The 14,790-nt window shown below is 64.8% G+C and carries 14 protein-coding genes, 1 tRNA gene and 1 other RNA gene; 12 read left to right on the top strand and 4 right to left on the bottom strand.

What is annotated here, in order from left to right; genetic code table 11:
• Window positions 1-6 precede the first annotated feature (6 nt).
• The 6 genes from A3K89_RS06910 to A3K89_RS06890 all read left to right on the top strand — a co-directional run bounded on the left by A3K89_RS06910 (window position 7) and on the right by A3K89_RS06890 (window position 4,991).
• Window positions 7-888 (top strand): fumarylacetoacetate hydrolase family protein, encoded by an 882-nt coding sequence (locus A3K89_RS06910; protein ID WP_068423584.1) that lies wholly within the window; start codon window positions 7-9, stop codon window positions 886-888.
• Complete coding sequence (locus A3K89_RS06905) at window positions 885-2,210, top strand: MFS transporter (RefSeq protein WP_084423634.1); 1,326 nt, start codon at window positions 885-887, stop codon at window positions 2,208-2,210. The genes A3K89_RS06910 and A3K89_RS06905 overlap by 4 nt, the downstream gene beginning before the upstream one ends.
• Entirely contained in the window at window positions 2,128-2,511 is a 384-nt protein-coding gene (locus A3K89_RS26685) for a WhiB family transcriptional regulator (protein WP_367946701.1), read from the top strand. Before A3K89_RS06905 ends, A3K89_RS26685 begins: the two co-directional genes overlap by 83 nt.
• 215 nt (window positions 2,512-2,726) lie before the next feature.
• Window positions 2,727-3,083 carry an STAS domain-containing protein gene (locus tag A3K89_RS06900; RefSeq protein WP_068423582.1) on the top strand — a complete coding sequence of 119 codons (357 nt, stop codon included), beginning with the start codon at window positions 2,727-2,729 and terminating at the stop codon, window positions 3,081-3,083.
• Window positions 3,084-3,112: 29 nt separating this feature from the next.
• Complete coding sequence (locus A3K89_RS06895) at window positions 3,113-4,195, top strand: spore photoproduct lyase family protein (RefSeq protein WP_068423581.1); 1,083 nt, start codon at window positions 3,113-3,115, stop codon at window positions 4,193-4,195.
• Window position 4,196: 1 nt separating this feature from the next.
• Window positions 4,197-4,991: a DNA-formamidopyrimidine glycosylase family protein gene (locus A3K89_RS06890; protein ID WP_068423579.1), complete on the top strand. Its 795-nt coding sequence runs from the start codon at window positions 4,197-4,199 to the stop codon at window positions 4,989-4,991.
• A gap of 1 nt (window position 4,992) precedes the next feature.
• Here the strand turns inward: A3K89_RS06890 and A3K89_RS06885 are convergent, their stop codons facing one another.
• On the bottom strand, window positions 4,993-5,946 hold the full coding sequence (locus A3K89_RS06885; protein WP_114330393.1) for a LysR family transcriptional regulator: 954 nt from the start codon (window positions 5,944-5,946) through the stop codon (window positions 4,993-4,995).
• Between the two features lie 102 nt (window positions 5,947-6,048).
• On the opposite strand from A3K89_RS06885, the gene A3K89_RS06880 reads away from it, so the two are divergent.
• On the top strand, window positions 6,049-7,443 hold the full coding sequence (locus tag A3K89_RS06880) for an MFS transporter (protein WP_068423573.1): 1,395 nt from the start codon (window positions 6,049-6,051) through the stop codon (window positions 7,441-7,443).
• Window positions 7,440-8,186 (top strand): 3-hydroxybutyrate dehydrogenase, encoded by a 747-nt coding sequence (locus A3K89_RS06875; RefSeq protein WP_068423572.1) that lies wholly within the window; start codon window positions 7,440-7,442, stop codon window positions 8,184-8,186. Before A3K89_RS06880 ends, A3K89_RS06875 begins: the two co-directional genes overlap by 4 nt.
• A 61-nt stretch (window positions 8,187-8,247) precedes the next feature.
• Here the strand turns inward: A3K89_RS06875 and A3K89_RS06870 are convergent, their stop codons facing one another.
• Window positions 8,248-8,808, bottom strand: a complete 561-nt coding sequence (locus tag A3K89_RS06870; RefSeq protein ID WP_068423571.1) for a TIGR03086 family metal-binding protein — start codon at window positions 8,806-8,808, stop codon at window positions 8,248-8,250.
• Window positions 8,809-8,932: 124 nt separating this feature from the next.
• Here A3K89_RS06870 and A3K89_RS06865 point away from each other — a divergent pair, with 124 nt between their 5' ends.
• Window positions 8,933-10,663 (top strand): hypothetical protein, encoded by a 1,731-nt coding sequence (locus A3K89_RS06865; RefSeq protein WP_068423568.1) that lies wholly within the window; start codon window positions 8,933-8,935, stop codon window positions 10,661-10,663.
• Window positions 10,664-10,708: 45 nt separating this feature from the next.
• Here the strand turns inward: A3K89_RS06865 and A3K89_RS06860 are convergent.
• A tRNA-Ser gene (locus A3K89_RS06860) sits at window positions 10,709-10,796 on the bottom strand.
• An 84-nt stretch (window positions 10,797-10,880) separates the two neighbouring features.
• On the opposite strand from A3K89_RS06860, the gene ffs reads away from it, so the two are divergent.
• Both ffs and A3K89_RS06850 read left to right on the top strand, forming a co-directional pair.
• Window positions 10,881-10,975, top strand: an RNA gene (ffs, locus tag A3K89_RS06855) — signal recognition particle sRNA small type.
• 34 nt (window positions 10,976-11,009) lie between these two features.
• Window positions 11,010-12,299, top strand: coding sequence for an aminotransferase class I/II-fold pyridoxal phosphate-dependent enzyme (locus A3K89_RS06850; protein ID WP_068423566.1), 1,290 nt, complete (start codon window positions 11,010-11,012; stop codon window positions 12,297-12,299).
• A 43-nt stretch (window positions 12,300-12,342) separates the two neighbouring features.
• Here A3K89_RS06850 and A3K89_RS06845 read toward each other — a convergent pair whose 3' ends face one another.
• The gene (locus tag A3K89_RS06845) at window positions 12,343-13,863 is read right to left on the bottom strand and encodes an MFS transporter (RefSeq protein ID WP_068423565.1); all 1,521 of its coding nucleotides are present in this window, start codon (window positions 13,861-13,863) and stop codon (window positions 12,343-12,345) included.
• 104 nt (window positions 13,864-13,967) lie between these two features.
• On the opposite strand from A3K89_RS06845, the gene A3K89_RS06840 reads away from it, so the two are divergent.
• On the top strand, window positions 13,968-14,651 hold the full coding sequence (locus tag A3K89_RS06840; protein ID WP_068423562.1) for a TetR/AcrR family transcriptional regulator: 684 nt from the start codon (window positions 13,968-13,970) through the stop codon (window positions 14,649-14,651).
• Window positions 14,652-14,790: the final 139 nt, after the last annotated feature.

Below are 14,790 nucleotides of genomic sequence, written 5' to 3'. Positions count from 1 at the left end.
AGAAACATGCGTATCGCAAATCATGACGGCCGGCTGACGCTCCTGACCGGAAACGGCGCCGTCGATGTCGCCGACGCCAGCGCAGGGCGCTTCGACCACCGTATCGAGGCAATTTACGACCGGTGGGACGAGTTCATCGCTTGGAGTCGAACGCCCGACGCACGGTCAACGAATCCCACGGGCAACGCGTCGGTCGGACCTGTGAATCCGCGGCCCCGTCAGATCTTCGGAGTCGGGCTCAACTACGTGGACCATGCTCGTGAAGCCGGGTCGCCGTTGCCGACGGTGCCGCTGCTGTTCACGAAGTTCCCGTCGGCCATAGCTGGTCCGAACACGGAGATCGAACTGTCCGGTCCGAGTGTCGACTGGGAGGTCGAGCTCGTGGTCGTCATCGGCAGGGAGTGCGTCGAGGTTCCTGCCGCCGATGCGTGGGACCACGTTGCCGGCCTCACGATCGGGCAGGACGTGTCCGACCGGGACGTCCAGTTGCATGGCGCCACAGCTCAATTCAGCTTCGGTAAGTCGTTCGCGAACTTCGCTCCCATCGGCCCGGTCCTCGTCACACCCGACGAGTTCGACGACCCCGACGCGCTGACCCTCAAGTGCTGGGTCGGCGATGAACTGATGCAGGATGGCACGTCGTCGGATCTCGTGTTCTCGATCGCGCAACTCATCGATTACATCTCGAGGAAAGTCACGCTGTTTCCCGGTGACCTGATCTTCACGGGTACACCGGCAGGCGTCGGCCTCGGTCGGACGCCGCAGCGGTATCTTGCCGACGGTGACGTCGTCACCAGCGAGATCTCGGGCATCGGAACGATGACGAACAAGTTCACCGCTCCAGGTGTTCCCGCCGCGCGGCCGGTCGAACATGCGAGTGCGCGATGACCGCGCCCGATGCAGCCCGAACCGCCGTCGGAGCGAAGCAACTCAACGCCGAGAACGCGTATACGCCGCGTGAACGAAAAGTGGTGCTGACGTTCGCGATCATCGGTGCCCTCATCGAGAGCATGGAGCTCAACCTGTTGAGCTACCCACTGCGCGACCTGTCCGATTCGTTCTCCGTGTCGACCCAGGCCGTCGTCGGCGTGATCACGATGCAGAGCATCGCCTCGATCGCCGGTGGCTTCGTGTTCGGCTGGATCGCAGATCGGTGGGGCAGACGCCCGACGTACGTGGCGTTCACATCGATCTACGGAATCCTCGCAGTTCTCGGTGCGTTCCTGACGAACTTCGAACTGTTCACCGTCACAAGAATTCTCGCCGGCGTCGCTATGGGCGGTGCCTTCGGTGTCATCTTCGCGATGTTCACGGAGACATGGAAGGCCAAGAACCGCGGTCTGATGGGCAGCGTCCTGCAGGGCATGTTCATCTGCGGAACGTTGATCACGCAGGCGATTTTGTTCTCGACCATCACGACACTCGGTTCGGAATCGGGCTGGCGAATCGGGTTCGTCATCATCGGCGCCATGAGTGTCGTCGTGGGGCTTGTTGCATTCAAGATGCTGCCGGAGTCGAGAGTGTGGCGAGCCGCTCGTGATGTCGTGGCCCATTCGGAGGTCGAAAAGCCCGACCGCGAACCGATGGATCCGCAGGAGCGTCGACGCACAATCGTCGGTGGGATCTTCCTGACGCTCGCGACGACCGGAATCTTCGCTGCCAGTTACTGTTACATCACGTTCGGGCCGACCTATCTACGTGAATACGCGGGGTTGTCTCTCGGCTGGGCGACGTTGGTGCTCACCATTGGAACGATCCTCGGCATCGCGTCGTACATCACGTTCGGTGCGCTCTCCGACAAGATCGGGCGTCGTGGTTCGACGTTCTGGTCATGCGCAGTCGGCGTCGTCGGCTTCGGCCTGTTTCTGTGGGTCGGCTCGGATACGGAAACGGCGACGGGGTCTGGCACGATCGTTTCCGCCGCGACGGTTGCATTGGCGGGTACCGCAATCGGCTACGCAGGATTCGGCGTCATCGGAACCTGGATTTCCGAGTTCTATCCCACCCGCTACCGGGCATTCGGCTCCGGCGCAACGTATTACGTGGCCCGAGGGATCGGCTCGGGCCTGTTCCCTCTGTTCGCCCTCATGTTGGCAGGCGGAAACGTCCACAAGGCAATGGGTTTCGGTGTGGCCGGCGCAATTGTCGGAATGCTCGGGTGCCTCCTTGTGCCGGAGACACGCGGGAAGGTCATCACCACCACGGACTGACGAATGGTTCTGGTTCACTGCCGCGGAGAGCGACTCTCCGCGGCAGCGGTGTCTCGGAAGGAGTGTCGTGGAACGGCACTGGTGGGCGCGTGCTCGATGCCGTGGGTTCGCGTACTTGTTCTACGGACCGGACGGCGAAAATCTGGGAGATCGGCTGAGGCGAGAAGCTATGGCAAAGTCCATATGCAGAGAGTGCCCAGTCGCCACATGCTGCAGGACTCACGCATTCGATGCCACCGAGCGGCACGGCGTATGGGGCGGGACTTCGGAAGCCGAACGCAGACGGTTCAAGCCTCGGTGACGGGTTCGGGGGACATTCGACTTTCACAACCGCTCCGCTCGTTCACAACGCCCGCACCTGTTAACCGAGCGGGGGTGTTGTAGGACCCCCGATGGCGCCCGTGCTGCGTTATCGAACCGTGATCTCATGGAGTCCTATCCGTGATGGATGCGTCGGCTGATCGGAGATCTCGCGCTGACAGAGTTCTCTGTGTCGGAGCAACGAAAGGCCCGGGAATGTCGTCGAATCTGGACACGGTGATCGAATCCATCCGTGAGAAGTACTCGTACACAATCGAAGTCGAGTTGTACTCCGCCGAGTACGCGGTGGTCCGGGCTTCAGGCGAGCTGGACATGTCGTCGCGTTCCGAGCTGGTGGCCACGCTGGACCGGTTCGTACGTCCCGGCGTGGTCGTCGACGTGGATCTGTCGGCGGTGGCGTTCATGTACTCGGGTGCGGCCAACGCCGTCATCGCTGCCGCGGCACGTGCTGACGGCCGCCTGCGGGTCATGGCGACGACGCGACCGGTGAAGATGATCTTCCAGGCTCTCGACGCCGAGGATCTCCTCGTCGACGAACTGCTGACCCACTGATTGTCGGTGGGGCCTGATAGACACGAGTGATGCCCATCGAGACGCCACGACCTCACGCACCCTTGCTGCAGGTCCAACGCATCTGGGCCGAGCCCGACGCCATCGCCGATCTGCGCGGTCAGCAAGTCCTCGCCCGGTTTCCCGACGCCGAGGTCATCGAGGTCGCGTCGCATTGGCAGATTCCGGAGCTGCACGGCAACGAGGGCAACATCGACCGCTGGGTGCGCGTGAAGACCGAGGATCTGGTCCTGGGCGTCAAGAAGTCGCTCTCGGCCAGGCCGAACGGCAGATCGGCCGACTGGATCGGGCCGTCCACGGCGAACGGATGCGCCATGGCGTGCGCGTATTGCTACGTTCCCCGGCGTAAGGGGTACGCCAATCCCATCACCGTGTTCACCAACATCGACCAGATCGTCGGCTACCTCGGTCGTCACATTCGGCGGCAGGGCCCCAAACCCGAAGCCAATCAATGCGATCCGGTCGACTGGGTGTACGACATCGGCGAGAACAGCGACTGCAGTGTCGACGCCACCGTCAGCGACAACGTCGCCGACCTGATCAATGCCTTCGCGGGGTGGGACGGCGCGAAGGCGTCGTTCGCGACGAAGTACGTCAACCGTGAACTGCTCGAACTGAATCCGCGCGGCGGTACACGAATCCGGTTCTCGCTCATGCCCAAACCCGAGGCCCGGTTGCTGGACATCCGAACGTCGTCGATCGACGAACGGCTCGCGGCGATAGACGACTTCGTCGACGCCGGCTACGAAGTGCACCTCAACTTCTCACCCGTCGTCATCTCCGATGGATGGCAGGACCGGTGGAGCGAACTCCTGGGCCTGCTCGACGACGCCACCGGCGACGCCTTCAAACGGCAAGCTGCCGTCGAGGTCATCATGCTGACCCACAACGAAGGCCTGCACGAGACCAACCTCGGCTGGCATCCTCGCGCCGAACGCGTGTTGTGGACGCCGGAAATCCAACAGCCCAAGCGGTCGCAGAGCGGCGGTATGAACGTGCGCTACCGCAATGCCGTCAAAGCGCGGGCCGTCGCCGAGCTGACCGACCTCATCGGTCGGAAAACGCCCTGGCTCACCGTCCGATACGCGTTCTGACGTGCCCGAAGGCGACACCGTCTACCGTCTCGCGATCAGACTGCGCGCGGCACTCGACGGCACGCAGTTACGCAGAGGACGGCTGAACGTCCCGAAGCACGCGACCGAGAACTTGGCAGGTCGAACCGTGCTGGGGCATCGGACCCACGGCAAGCACCTCTTGACCGACTTCGACGACGGTTCGACGCTGCACACGCACCTGTTGATGACCGGCTCGTGGACCGTGACACGTCCCGGCAGATACCTGCCCGCCCGGGTCCGGCCGGATGTACGCGTCGAACTGGGGGTTCGTGACGGTCCCACCGCGTACGGTCTGACACTGCCGGTCGTGGACTACGGCACCACCCGTGACATGGACCAGCTCGTCGCCCATCTCGGACCGGATCCGTTGCGCCCCGACTTCGACGCCACCCTCGCCGCGACCAACATCGTCGCGCAAGGCCGGACGCCGATCATCTCCGCGCTGCTCGATCAGCGGGTCGTGGCCGGTCCGGGCAATCTCTGGGCCAACGAACTGTGCTTCCTCAGGGGTCTGTGGCCGTGGCGACCGGCGGGAGAGGTCGACGCGCCATCACTGGTTGCGCTGTTGCATCGCGCGATGACGCATTCGGCGACCGTTCGGGGAGCCATGCAGGTCACCACCGGGGACACCCGTCGCGGTCGGCAGCACTGGGTCGCCGGGCGGGCGGGCAAACCGTGCCTGCGCTGCGGAACCGTCGTGAAGGTGGTGGCCGAGGTCTCGGGAGACCCGGCCCGTCGTCGAACGTGGTGGTGTCCGTCGTGCCAGCCCGAGTGATTCACCGTTTGCCGAGAAGCGCATCCCGTTGTTCTGTGACGCACGTGCGGAGGGCGTCGACGAGACGCGCCACCTCGGGGCGTCGCAACGTTTCGGCGCGGGAGACCAGCCAGTAGTCGAGTCGGATCGAGACGTCGTCGGGCAGGAGGCGGACCAGGTCGTCGTGACGGTCGGCCATGAAGCACGGCAGCAGTCCGATGCCTGCGTGGGCGCGGGTGGCTTCGACGTGCACGAACACGTTGGTCGACGTCACGGACTCGCGCATCAGTGGTGCGAAGCCAGCTGCGATGTCCAGGTCGTCGACCTGCAGCATCGAGTCGATGAAGTAGACGAGCGGATGGGCCTGCAGATCGGCGACAGTGGTCGGTTCTCCGTGTTCGTGCAGGTAGGAGCGTGAGGCGTACAGGCCGAGGTGGTAGTCGCTGAGTTTGATCGCCTCGGCGCGATGCACCTGCGGTTTGCCGACGACGATTTCGACGTCCATGCCCGACCGCTGCTGCGACGCCCGGCGCGTGGTCGCAACGATCTCGACGGCAATGCCCGGGTGCCGACGCCTCACCTGCGCGACTGCAGGTGCGATGACGTAAGCGCTGAACCCGTCGGTGGCGGAGATTCGGACGACGCCTTCCGCTTCGTCGTCGGGTCCGATCAGGGACCGTACTGCGGCCTCGATGTTCTCGGCGGCGGCCAGCGCGTCCCTGCCGCGTGCGGTGAGCTCCCACCCGCTGCCCGACTTGGTCAGGACGCGACCTCCGAGCGTCGCCTCCAGCGCGGCGATTCGCCTCGAGATGGTGGTGTGGTTGACGCCCAGATCGTCGGCTGCGGTGTTGTATCTGCCGGTCCGGCCGACTGCGAGAAGGATCAGAAGGTCGTCCGCGCTGGGCAGCCGACCGTGATCGGGATGACCGAGTGGCACATGTGCATTCTTGCAGATCGCAGTTGCACGCTTGGTCATTGCGGGCGCAACTTTCTGCATCGATACTCAGCCGTACCCAGTATGTGTGGGAGCGGTCACAATTGCCGCTTCCTCGCATGCCGTCTCACATGAGGAGTTGCAATGAGCGTCGAAGAACGCATAGACCCGTCCGGGAAGGACCCGGACGCCACCCCGAGCGGCCTCAAAAAGGTCGTCGGCGCGTCGATGGCAGGCACCATCGTCGAGTGGTACGAGTTCTTCCTCTACGGAACCGCCGCGACACTGGTGTTCTCGAAGATCTTCTTCGCCGCGGGAACGAGCGAGCTCGACGCCATCCTCGCCGCGTTCGTCACCTACGCCGTCGGCTTCGTCGCACGCCCGCTCGGCGGCATCGTGTTCGGCCACTTCGGTGACAAGTACGGACGTAAGAAGCTGCTGCAGTTCAGCCTCGTGCTCGTCGGCGGCGCGACGTTCCTGATGGGCTGCCTGCCGACGTTCGACCAGATCGGGTACTGGGCTCCAGCGCTGCTCGTCACGCTGCGCTTCATCCAGGGCTTCGCCGTCGGTGGCGAATGGGGAGGCGCGGTTCTGCTCGTCGCAGAACACAGCCCCAACAAGAGCCGCGGCTTCTGGGCCAGCTGGCCGCAGGCGGGTGTGCCCGCCGGTAACCTCCTCGCGACCGTCGTGTTGCTGATCCTGACGACCGTCCTGTCCGAGGATGCGTTCCTGAGCTGGGGCTGGCGTGTCGCCTTCTGGCTCTCCGCCGTGATCGTGTTCGTCGGCTACTACATCCGTACCAAGGTCACCGACGCCCCGATCTTCGTCGAGGCGCAGAAGCAGGCCGAGGTCATCAAGGCCGCGTCGTACGGTGTCTTCGAGGTCCTCAAGCGCTACCCGCGTGGCGTCTTCACCGCCATGGGCCTGCGCTTCGGTGAGAACGTCATGTACTACCTCGTCGTCACGTTCACCATCACGTACCTCAAGGTCGAGGTCGGCACAGACACTCAGACCATCCTGTGGTGGATGCTCGCAGCGCACGCCGTGCACTTCTGCGTCATCCCGCTGGTGGGCAAGCTCGCCGACCGCATCGGCCGTCGACCGGTCTACCTGATCGGCGCCGTCACCGCGGGCACATGGGGCTTCTTCGCCTTCCCGATGTTCAACAGCGGCCACAACGCCGTGATCATGTTGGCGATCATCATCGGTCTCGTGTTCCACGCCTTCATGTACGCGACGCAGCCGGCGATCATGGCAGAGATGTTCCCGACGCGTATGCGCTACTCCGGTGTGTCGCTCGGCTACCAGGTCACGTCGATCGTCGCCGGCTCGCTCGCGCCGATCATCGCCGTCGCGCTGCTGGACCGCTTCGGCTCCGGTGTCCCGATCGCGTGGTACCTCGCCGCGGCCTGTGCCGTGACGCTCGTCGCCGTCATCGCGGCTCGCGAGACGAAGGGCCTCGCTCTCGAGTCCATCGACATCGCCGACGCGAAGAACCTCGCGACGGAGGCGGAGCTTTCCAAGGCGGGTCTGAAGTGATTGACTTGACCGGTCGCACCGCCCTCGTCACGGGTGGTGCGTCCGGGATCGGCGCCGCGTGTGCGCGTGAATTGGCAACGCGCGGTGCAAAAGTCACGATCGCCGACGTCGACGAGGTCGCTGCGAAGGAGTTGGCGTCGGAACTGCAGGGCGACGCGTGGACCGTCGATCTGCTCGACGTCGCCGCGCTCGAGACCCTGAAGCTCGACGTCGACATCCTCGTCAACAACGCGGGAATCCAAACCGTCGCTCCCATCGTCGAGTTCGACCCCGCTGCGTTCCGGGGGATTCAGACGCTGATGGTGGAGGCGCCGTTCCTGCTGATTCGAGCTGCGTTGCCCGGCATGTACTCTCGCGAGTTCGGTCGTATCGTGAACGTCTCGTCGGTGCACGGTTTGCGGGCATCGGAGTACAAGGTCGCCTACGTCACCGCCAAGCATGCACTCGAAGGCATGTCGAAGGTGACGGCACTCGAGGGCGGTGCGCACGGCGTCACGAGCAACTGCGTGAACCCCGGTTACGTGCGAACCCCGTTGGTGGAGAAGCAGATCGCGGACCAGGCGGCAGCGCACGGAATCGCCGAGGACGAGGTGCTCGAGAAGGTCATGTTGACCGAGAGCGCGATCAAGCGGCTCGTCGAACCTGCGGAGGTCGGATCGCTCGTCGGGTGGCTGGCGTCCGAGGACGCAGGCATGGTCACCGGTGCGTCCTACACGATGGATGGTGGGTGGTCGGCGCGGTAATGCGCTCCGCGCCCGTGCGTGCATGGTCGGACCATAGGGCAACCACGCACGCACGGGTGCGTCAGCGCACGTCGCGACCGAGCTGCCCGAGCACCTTCGTCTGTCGATCGGCCGACTCCGGCACGTCCACAGCAGGCCCGCACACCCCGTCCATACGGATGTTGTCGCCCATCTGCGCGATGAACGCCTCGACGAAATCGAGATCCTCGTCGGCGATGGAGTCCTCGACGCCGACGGAATGCGCGATGTCCCACGCATGCACGATCAGGTCGAAGCTGTAGAACGACCCGATCGACGACGCGAGGTCGGTCTTGCCGAAGTGGCCCTCGTACTCTCGGTTCGCGCGGGACGGGTCGTCGAGAATCTCCTGCATGGCGTCACGCGTGTGAACCCAGGCCGCGACGGGATCGTCGGCGGCGGACGGGCCGTCGGCAATGGACAGGCCGACGGGTTCGAGCGCACCCTTCTCGGTGTCGACGATGTGCTGGACGACGTCGCGGACCGTCCACCCCTCGCAGGTCGACGGCGTGTCCCACTTCTCCGACGGCACGGCGTCGATGCGGCGGGTGAGGATGTCGGCGAGGCGACGGTAGCGGTCGGCAACCGTTTCGGTGGAAGTCATGGTGCCGATTCTCCGACATCGAGGTTGCCGACGGATTGGAAATTCCCGACATCGAGTGATCGGGTTCGAGAACGGCTCGTCGTCTACGCTCGGGCGTCGTACTGTCCGGCGGGGGAGGGCCACCATGACCGTGAGCACGGCGGCGCGCGAGGCGCCCGTCCGTACGACGACGCACCGGGTGGTGACGATCGCGCTGGTGCTGATCGCCGCTCAACTGGTCGTCCGGGCGTACGTGGTGGCGTCGGGGAATTTTTACTGGGACGACCTGATCCTGACCGGACGCGGGAGCGCCTTCTCTCTCTTCTCGACGGACCTGCTGCTGTACGACCACGACGGACACTTCATGCCTGCGGCATTCGTCGTCGCCGGCCTGCAGGCGAGAATCGCTCCGCTCGACTGGTTCCTGCCCGCCGCGACGACGCTGATCATGCAGGCGGCCGCGTCGTACGCGGTTCTTCGATTGCTGCGCAAGATCCTCGGTGATACTCCTATTCTGTTGTTGCCGTTGACGTTCTACCTGTTCTCCCCGCTGACGCTACCGTCGTTCGCGTGGTGGGCCGCGGCGCTCAACGCGCTCCCTCTGCAGTTCGCGCTGGCCTGGGTCGCAGGTGACGCGCTCGACTACGTGAGGACGAGGCGTCGGCGATATGTGGTGACGGGCGCGGTCGTCACGGCCGTATCGCTGCTGTTCTTCGAGAAGTCGGTCGTGGTGCCGCTGTTCGCGTTCGGTGTCGTCGCGTTCGTGTTCGGAGTCAGGGCGGCGTGGAAACGTGCTGCACCGCTGTGGTGTTCGTGCGGTGTCGTCGTGGCCGTGTGGGCCGTTCTGTTTCTGATCGTCGTCCGGGCCGGCCTCGCGTTCCACGGGTGGCGAACGACAGCCGAACTCGTGCATCACGGAACATCGCTCGGATTGGTGCCGACACTGGTGGGTGGGCCCTGGATGTGGGAGCGCTGGCCACCCGCGGGGCCGTGGGCGTCGCCGCCGCTCGTGCTCGTCGTGGCGGCGTGGGTGGCAGTCGTTGTCGCAGTGGTCTTTTCGCTTCGACGTCATTGGTCGGTCTGGGCGGCCGTGGTGGGTTATGTCGCCGTGTCCGTCGCGGTGATGGTGCTGTCGCGCTCCGGCCCCGACACCGCGAACGAACTGGCGCAGACACTTAGATACGTCGCCGACAGTTCCGTCGTCATCACCGTCGGCGCCGCGTTGATGCTCAGGTCGCGAGCCGGCGGGCCGGTGCACCGCGGATGGATCGTCGGCGCCGCAGTTTTCGTGATCAGCAGTCTCGTGTCGTCGTACACCTTCGTGTCGACGTGGCAGGACGATCCCGCAGGCGACTACCTGGCCACCGCGAAGCACTCGCTCGCGGACCATCGAGACATTCCTTTGCTGGACCAGGCCGTGTCACCGTGGGTGCTGACGCCACTGGCGTATCCCGAGAACTCCGCTGCGAGGATCTTCGGCAGTCTCGACCCGAACTTCGCGTCGTCGACGCCCGTGCTGCAGTACCTCGACGACTCCGGTCACGTCGTGCCCGCCGTCGTGAGCCCGTCGCGCAGCATCACTCAGGGTCCGGAAGCGGGGTGCGGCTACCGCGTCGGGGACCGGACCCGGATGCCGCTCGACGCGGCAGTTCCGAACTGGGACTGGACGGTACAGCTCAACTATTTCTCCGACGGTGACAGCGTCGTCGACCTCGAACTTGATACCGGGGACGCGGTGTCGGTGCCGCTGCGAAGCGGGTTGAACACCGTGTACGTGCGGCTGACCGGCGCCGGAAGTGCGGTGACGGCATCGACCACCGGTGAGGTGTGCATCGGAAGCGGCCCACTCGGAGTGGTGATGCTGGCGAACAGCTGAAGACGAGAAAAGCCCCCTTGCGTGATGCAAGGGGGCTTTGCCCGTTGGCGGAGGATAGGGGATTTGAACCCCTGAGGGCGTTAACCCAACCCGCGTTCCAGGCGAGCGCCATAGGCCACTAGGCGAATCCTCCGTGGGGAAGCATACCGGGTCACCCCCTCCAGATCCCAAATCGGGGCGGTGATGTGTCCCCGCGACGGGGACAGCTACACTCTCTGGTGGATCCCGCGCGGCGCGCATCCTGTGAACTCCCCCAGGGCCGGAAGGCAGCAAGGGTCAACGGGCTCTGCCGGGTGCGCGGGGTCCCCTTTGTTCGAGGACCAGCTTCTGCGAAAGGCCGCTCCGCATGTCAGCGCAGACCCAGTACGGGTTGATGAACCATGAGGAGCTCGTTTCCGAGCACGACCGGCAGAGCGCCAGGTACGAGCAGCTGAAGGCAGAGAAGCTCGTCCTGGATCTGACACGCGGGAAGCCGTCGCCCGAGCAGCTGGATCTGTCCGCGGAATTGCTGACGCTTCCCGGAGACGACTTTCGTGACGGCAACGGAACCGACTGCCGCAACTACGGCGGCCTCACCGGACTGCCCGAGCTGCGTGCGATCTTCGGTGAACTGCTGAACATTCCCGTCGGGAACCTCCTGGCCGGCAACAACGCCAGCTTGGAAATCATGCAGGACCTCGTCGTGTGGTCCCTGCTGCACGGTCTTCCCGATTCGCCGCGGCCCTGGTCCGCCGAGCCGAACATCCGGTTCCTGTGCCCGGCTCCGGGCTACGACCGCCATTTCGCGATCACCGAATCGCTCGGCATCGACATGATTCCGATTCCGATGCTGCACGACGGCCCGGACGTCGCCGAGATCTCACGGCTGGTCGCGTCGGACCCGCAGATCAAGGGCATGTGGGTCGTTCCGAACTACGCCAACCCGACCGGTGCGGTCTACTCCGAGGAAGTCGTCCGGACGCTGGCGTCGATGCCGACGGCCGCACCCGACTTTCGGTTGTTCTGGGACAACGCGTACGCCGTCCACCCGATCGCGGAAGAATTCGCGCCTGCGTACGACGTCCTCGGCTGGGCAGCGGACGCCGGCAACCCGAATCGGCCGTTCGTGTTCGCGTCGACGTCGAAGATCACGTTCGCCGGGGCAGGCGTCAGCTTCTTCGGCAGCTCCGACGAGAACCTCGCCTGGTACCAGAAGTATCTCGGCATCAAGAGCATCGGACCGGACAAGCTGAATCAGCTGCGCCATCTGCGCTTCTTCGGTGACGCCGAGGGCGTCAAGGCGCACATGGCCAAGCATCGCGACATCCTGGCGCCGAAGTTCGCGCTCGTTCTTCGGATTCTCGAGGACCGTCTCGGTGCGTCGAAGATCGCGTCCTGGACCGAGCCGAAGGGCGGGTACTTCATCTCGCTCGACGTGCTGGAAGGAACGGCTGCTCGGGCGATCGCACTGGCGAAGGACGCCGGTATCGCGTTGACCGCGGCCGGCTCCGCGTTCCCGTACAAGAAGGATCCCGAGGACCGCAACATCCGTCTCGCCCCGAGTTTCCCGTCGTTGGACGAACTCGAGAAGGCCATGGACGGCGTCGCGACCTGTGTTCTGTTGGCTGCGGCCGAGAAGCTGCTGCACACCTCGTGAGTGCGAATACATAGCCCGCTACGTATTCGCACTCACGGGCCGGTCAGTGGCCTACGACGACCGCACCCTCGGGCGCGGCGGGTAGCAGGCCCGGCTTGACGACGATCGCCGAGATGACCGCGCCGAGCAGGAAAATGCCGGTGGCCCACCAGAACGTCGTGGTGTAGCTGGCGATCTCCGCGTGTGCCTGCAGCGCGAGCGGATCCGTCGCGGTTGCCATGTTGTCGGTGACGTATGCGGTCGCCGCGCTGGCTGCGATGGTGCTCAGCAGAGCGGTACCGATCGAACCGCCGACCTGCTGCATCGTGTTGACCGTCGCCGACGCGACACCCGAGTCGTCGGGGTCGACGCCCGAGATCGCACCCTGCATCGCCGGAGCCATCGTCGCGCCCAGGCCGAGACCCATGACGATCAAGCCGGGCAGGATGTGCGTCACGTAGCTGGAGTCGACGTCGATCTGCGTCAGCAGTCCCATGCCGAGCGCGGCGACGAACAGGCCGGTCGTCATCAGGACGCGCGGACCGAAGCGCGGCAGCACGATGGCCGTCGACAGCGTTGCGGTGACGATGAGCGAGAAGATCATCGGCATGAACGCGAAGCCGGTGGTGATCGGGGTGAATCCCAGCGTGTTCTGCAGGTAGTAGGTGAGGAACAGGAACACCGCGAACATGCCGGCACCGGTGACGAACACTGCGAGGAACGATCCGGCACGTGTGCGGTCGAGGATGATGCGCAGCGGCAGCAACGGGTGCGCGACGCGCTGCTGAATGCTGAAGAACACACCGAGCAGGCCGACGCCTGTCACCAGGAACGCGATGGTGACGGTGTTACCCCAGCCGTCGGACTCGGCGTGGGCGAAGCCGTAGACGATGGCGAACAGCGCAGCCGACACAGTCAGCGTGCCGGGGATGTCGAGGCGAGGACGGTGGTCGGACTTGTGCTTCGCCAGCAGGACGAAACCGGCGACGAAGGCCAGCGCGGCGAACACGAGGTTGATGTAGAGGCTCCATCGCCAGTTTGCCCACTCGGTCAACACACCGCCGAGCAGCAGGCCGAGTGCACCGCCGCCACCGGCGATCGCACCGAAGATGCCGAATGCCTTGGCCCGTTCCTTCGCGTCGGTGAAGGTGGTCGCGAGCAGCGACAGAGCGGCGGGTGCGAGCAGAGCGCCGAACACACCCTGGCCGGCGCGTGCGGCGACCAGCATGCCGAAGTTGACAGCAGCCCCTCCGACGGCCGACATGACGGCGAATCCGACGAGCCCGATCAGGAACGTGTTGCGTCGTCCGAACAAGTCACTGAGGCGACCGCCGAGCAGCAACAGACTGCCGAAGGCGAGAGCGTACGACGTGACGACCCACGAGCGATCCGCGTTGTCGAAGCCGAGGTCGAGCTGGGCGGCGGGAAGCGCGATGTTCACGACGGTGGCGTCGAGCACCACCATGAGCTGGGCAAGCCCCAGCGTGGCCAGAATCAGCCAGCGATTGCGATGGGCTCTGGCATCGGCGACTTCCTCCGTTGCCGGCCCTGACGACGTGACGTCGTCCGAAGACAGTGCGGTCATGGTTTCCTCTGATCGACTATGCGGAGGTGTATCCTCCGGTTATTGGACAAGGTAGCAGCTAAGCGGAGGACTGTCCTCCGCTTATCGGGTGAAACGGACATCGAATGAGTGTGAGAGCCGACACAGCCGGCGCAGGCGCAGGCCGAAAGCCGTTGCGCGCCGACGCGGAGCGCAACCGCAGACGCATCGTGGATGCGGCGCGCGAACTGTTCGCGTCGCGCGGTATCGACATCACCCTCGACGACGTGGCGGCCCATGCGAAGGTCGGAGTCGGCACTGTCTATCGACGGTTCTCCTGTAAGGAAGAGTTGATCGACGGCGTCTTCGAGCAGCGGCTGGAGGAAATGCTCGCCCACGCGGAGAAGGCCCTGCAGGCCGACGACGCCTGGGACGGTCTTGTGATGTTCCTCGAGAGTCTGTGTCAGGGGATCTCGGCGGACCGAGGGCTGAACGACGTCGTCATGGGTACCGACGAGGGGTGTCACGGCATCGCCCAGGTGCGCGAGAAGATCGATCCGTTCGTCGAGAAGATCGTCCGACGGGCACGCGAGTCGGGTCAGCTCCGCGCCGACGTCGAGGTCAACGATTTCTTTCCGTTGATCGGAATGGTCGGGGCAGCATCGGAATTCACGTGCAGTGTCGAGCCGGCGAATTGGAAGCGATACTTCACTCTCGTGCTCGACGGCCTGCGCGCCGAACCGGGAGCTGCGAGCGACCTTCCTGGCCGCGCTTTCACGTCCGAGGAAATTCTCGTCGCCAAGACGGCTTTGCACCGTCGCAAGCGCTGATTGTCAGGTGGCACGAGAAGCGTCGGATGGAGCTCGACGTCGAACCGTGTGGGTCTTGTGAGATCTCACTAGTCGTCGTGGTGGGTGAAACACACGCTTCCGATTTGTGGCTCCCATCACGTAGGGTCCGTCGAGAGTG

It is taken from the genome of Rhodococcoides kyotonense (genome assembly GCF_001645385.1).
GTDB lineage: Bacteria > Actinomycetota > Actinomycetes > Mycobacteriales > Mycobacteriaceae > Rhodococcoides > Rhodococcoides kyotonensis_B.
The sequence above is the reverse complement of the archived record's forward strand: the minus strand, read 5'-3'. Positions and strand labels throughout refer to the sequence as shown.

Coding starts and splice junctions, on each gene's coding strand:
- A3K89_RS06910 (WP_068423584.1), top strand. CDS start 7: ATGCGTATCGCAAATCATGACGGCCGGCTGACGCTCCTGACCGGAAAC.
- A3K89_RS06905 (WP_084423634.1), top strand. CDS start 885: ATGACCGCGCCCGATGCAGCCCGAACCGCCGTCGGAGCGAAGCAACTC.
- A3K89_RS06900 (WP_068423582.1), top strand. CDS start 2,727: ATGTCGTCGAATCTGGACACGGTGATCGAATCCATCCGTGAGAAGTAC.
- A3K89_RS06895 (WP_068423581.1), top strand. CDS start 3,113: ATGCCCATCGAGACGCCACGACCTCACGCACCCTTGCTGCAGGTCCAA.
- A3K89_RS06885 (WP_114330393.1), bottom strand. CDS start 5,946: ATGACCAAGCGTGCAACTGCGATCTGCAAGAATGCACATGTGCCACTC.
- A3K89_RS06880 (WP_068423573.1), top strand. CDS start 6,049: ATGAGCGTCGAAGAACGCATAGACCCGTCCGGGAAGGACCCGGACGCC.
- A3K89_RS06870 (WP_068423571.1), bottom strand. CDS start 8,808: ATGACTTCCACCGAAACGGTTGCCGACCGCTACCGTCGCCTCGCCGAC.
- A3K89_RS06865 (WP_068423568.1), top strand. CDS start 8,933: ATGACCGTGAGCACGGCGGCGCGCGAGGCGCCCGTCCGTACGACGACG.
- A3K89_RS06850 (WP_068423566.1), top strand. CDS start 11,010: ATGTCAGCGCAGACCCAGTACGGGTTGATGAACCATGAGGAGCTCGTT.
- A3K89_RS06845 (WP_068423565.1), bottom strand. CDS start 13,863: ATGACCGCACTGTCTTCGGACGACGTCACGTCGTCAGGGCCGGCAACG.
- A3K89_RS06840 (WP_068423562.1), top strand. CDS start 13,968: ATGAGTGTGAGAGCCGACACAGCCGGCGCAGGCGCAGGCCGAAAGCCG.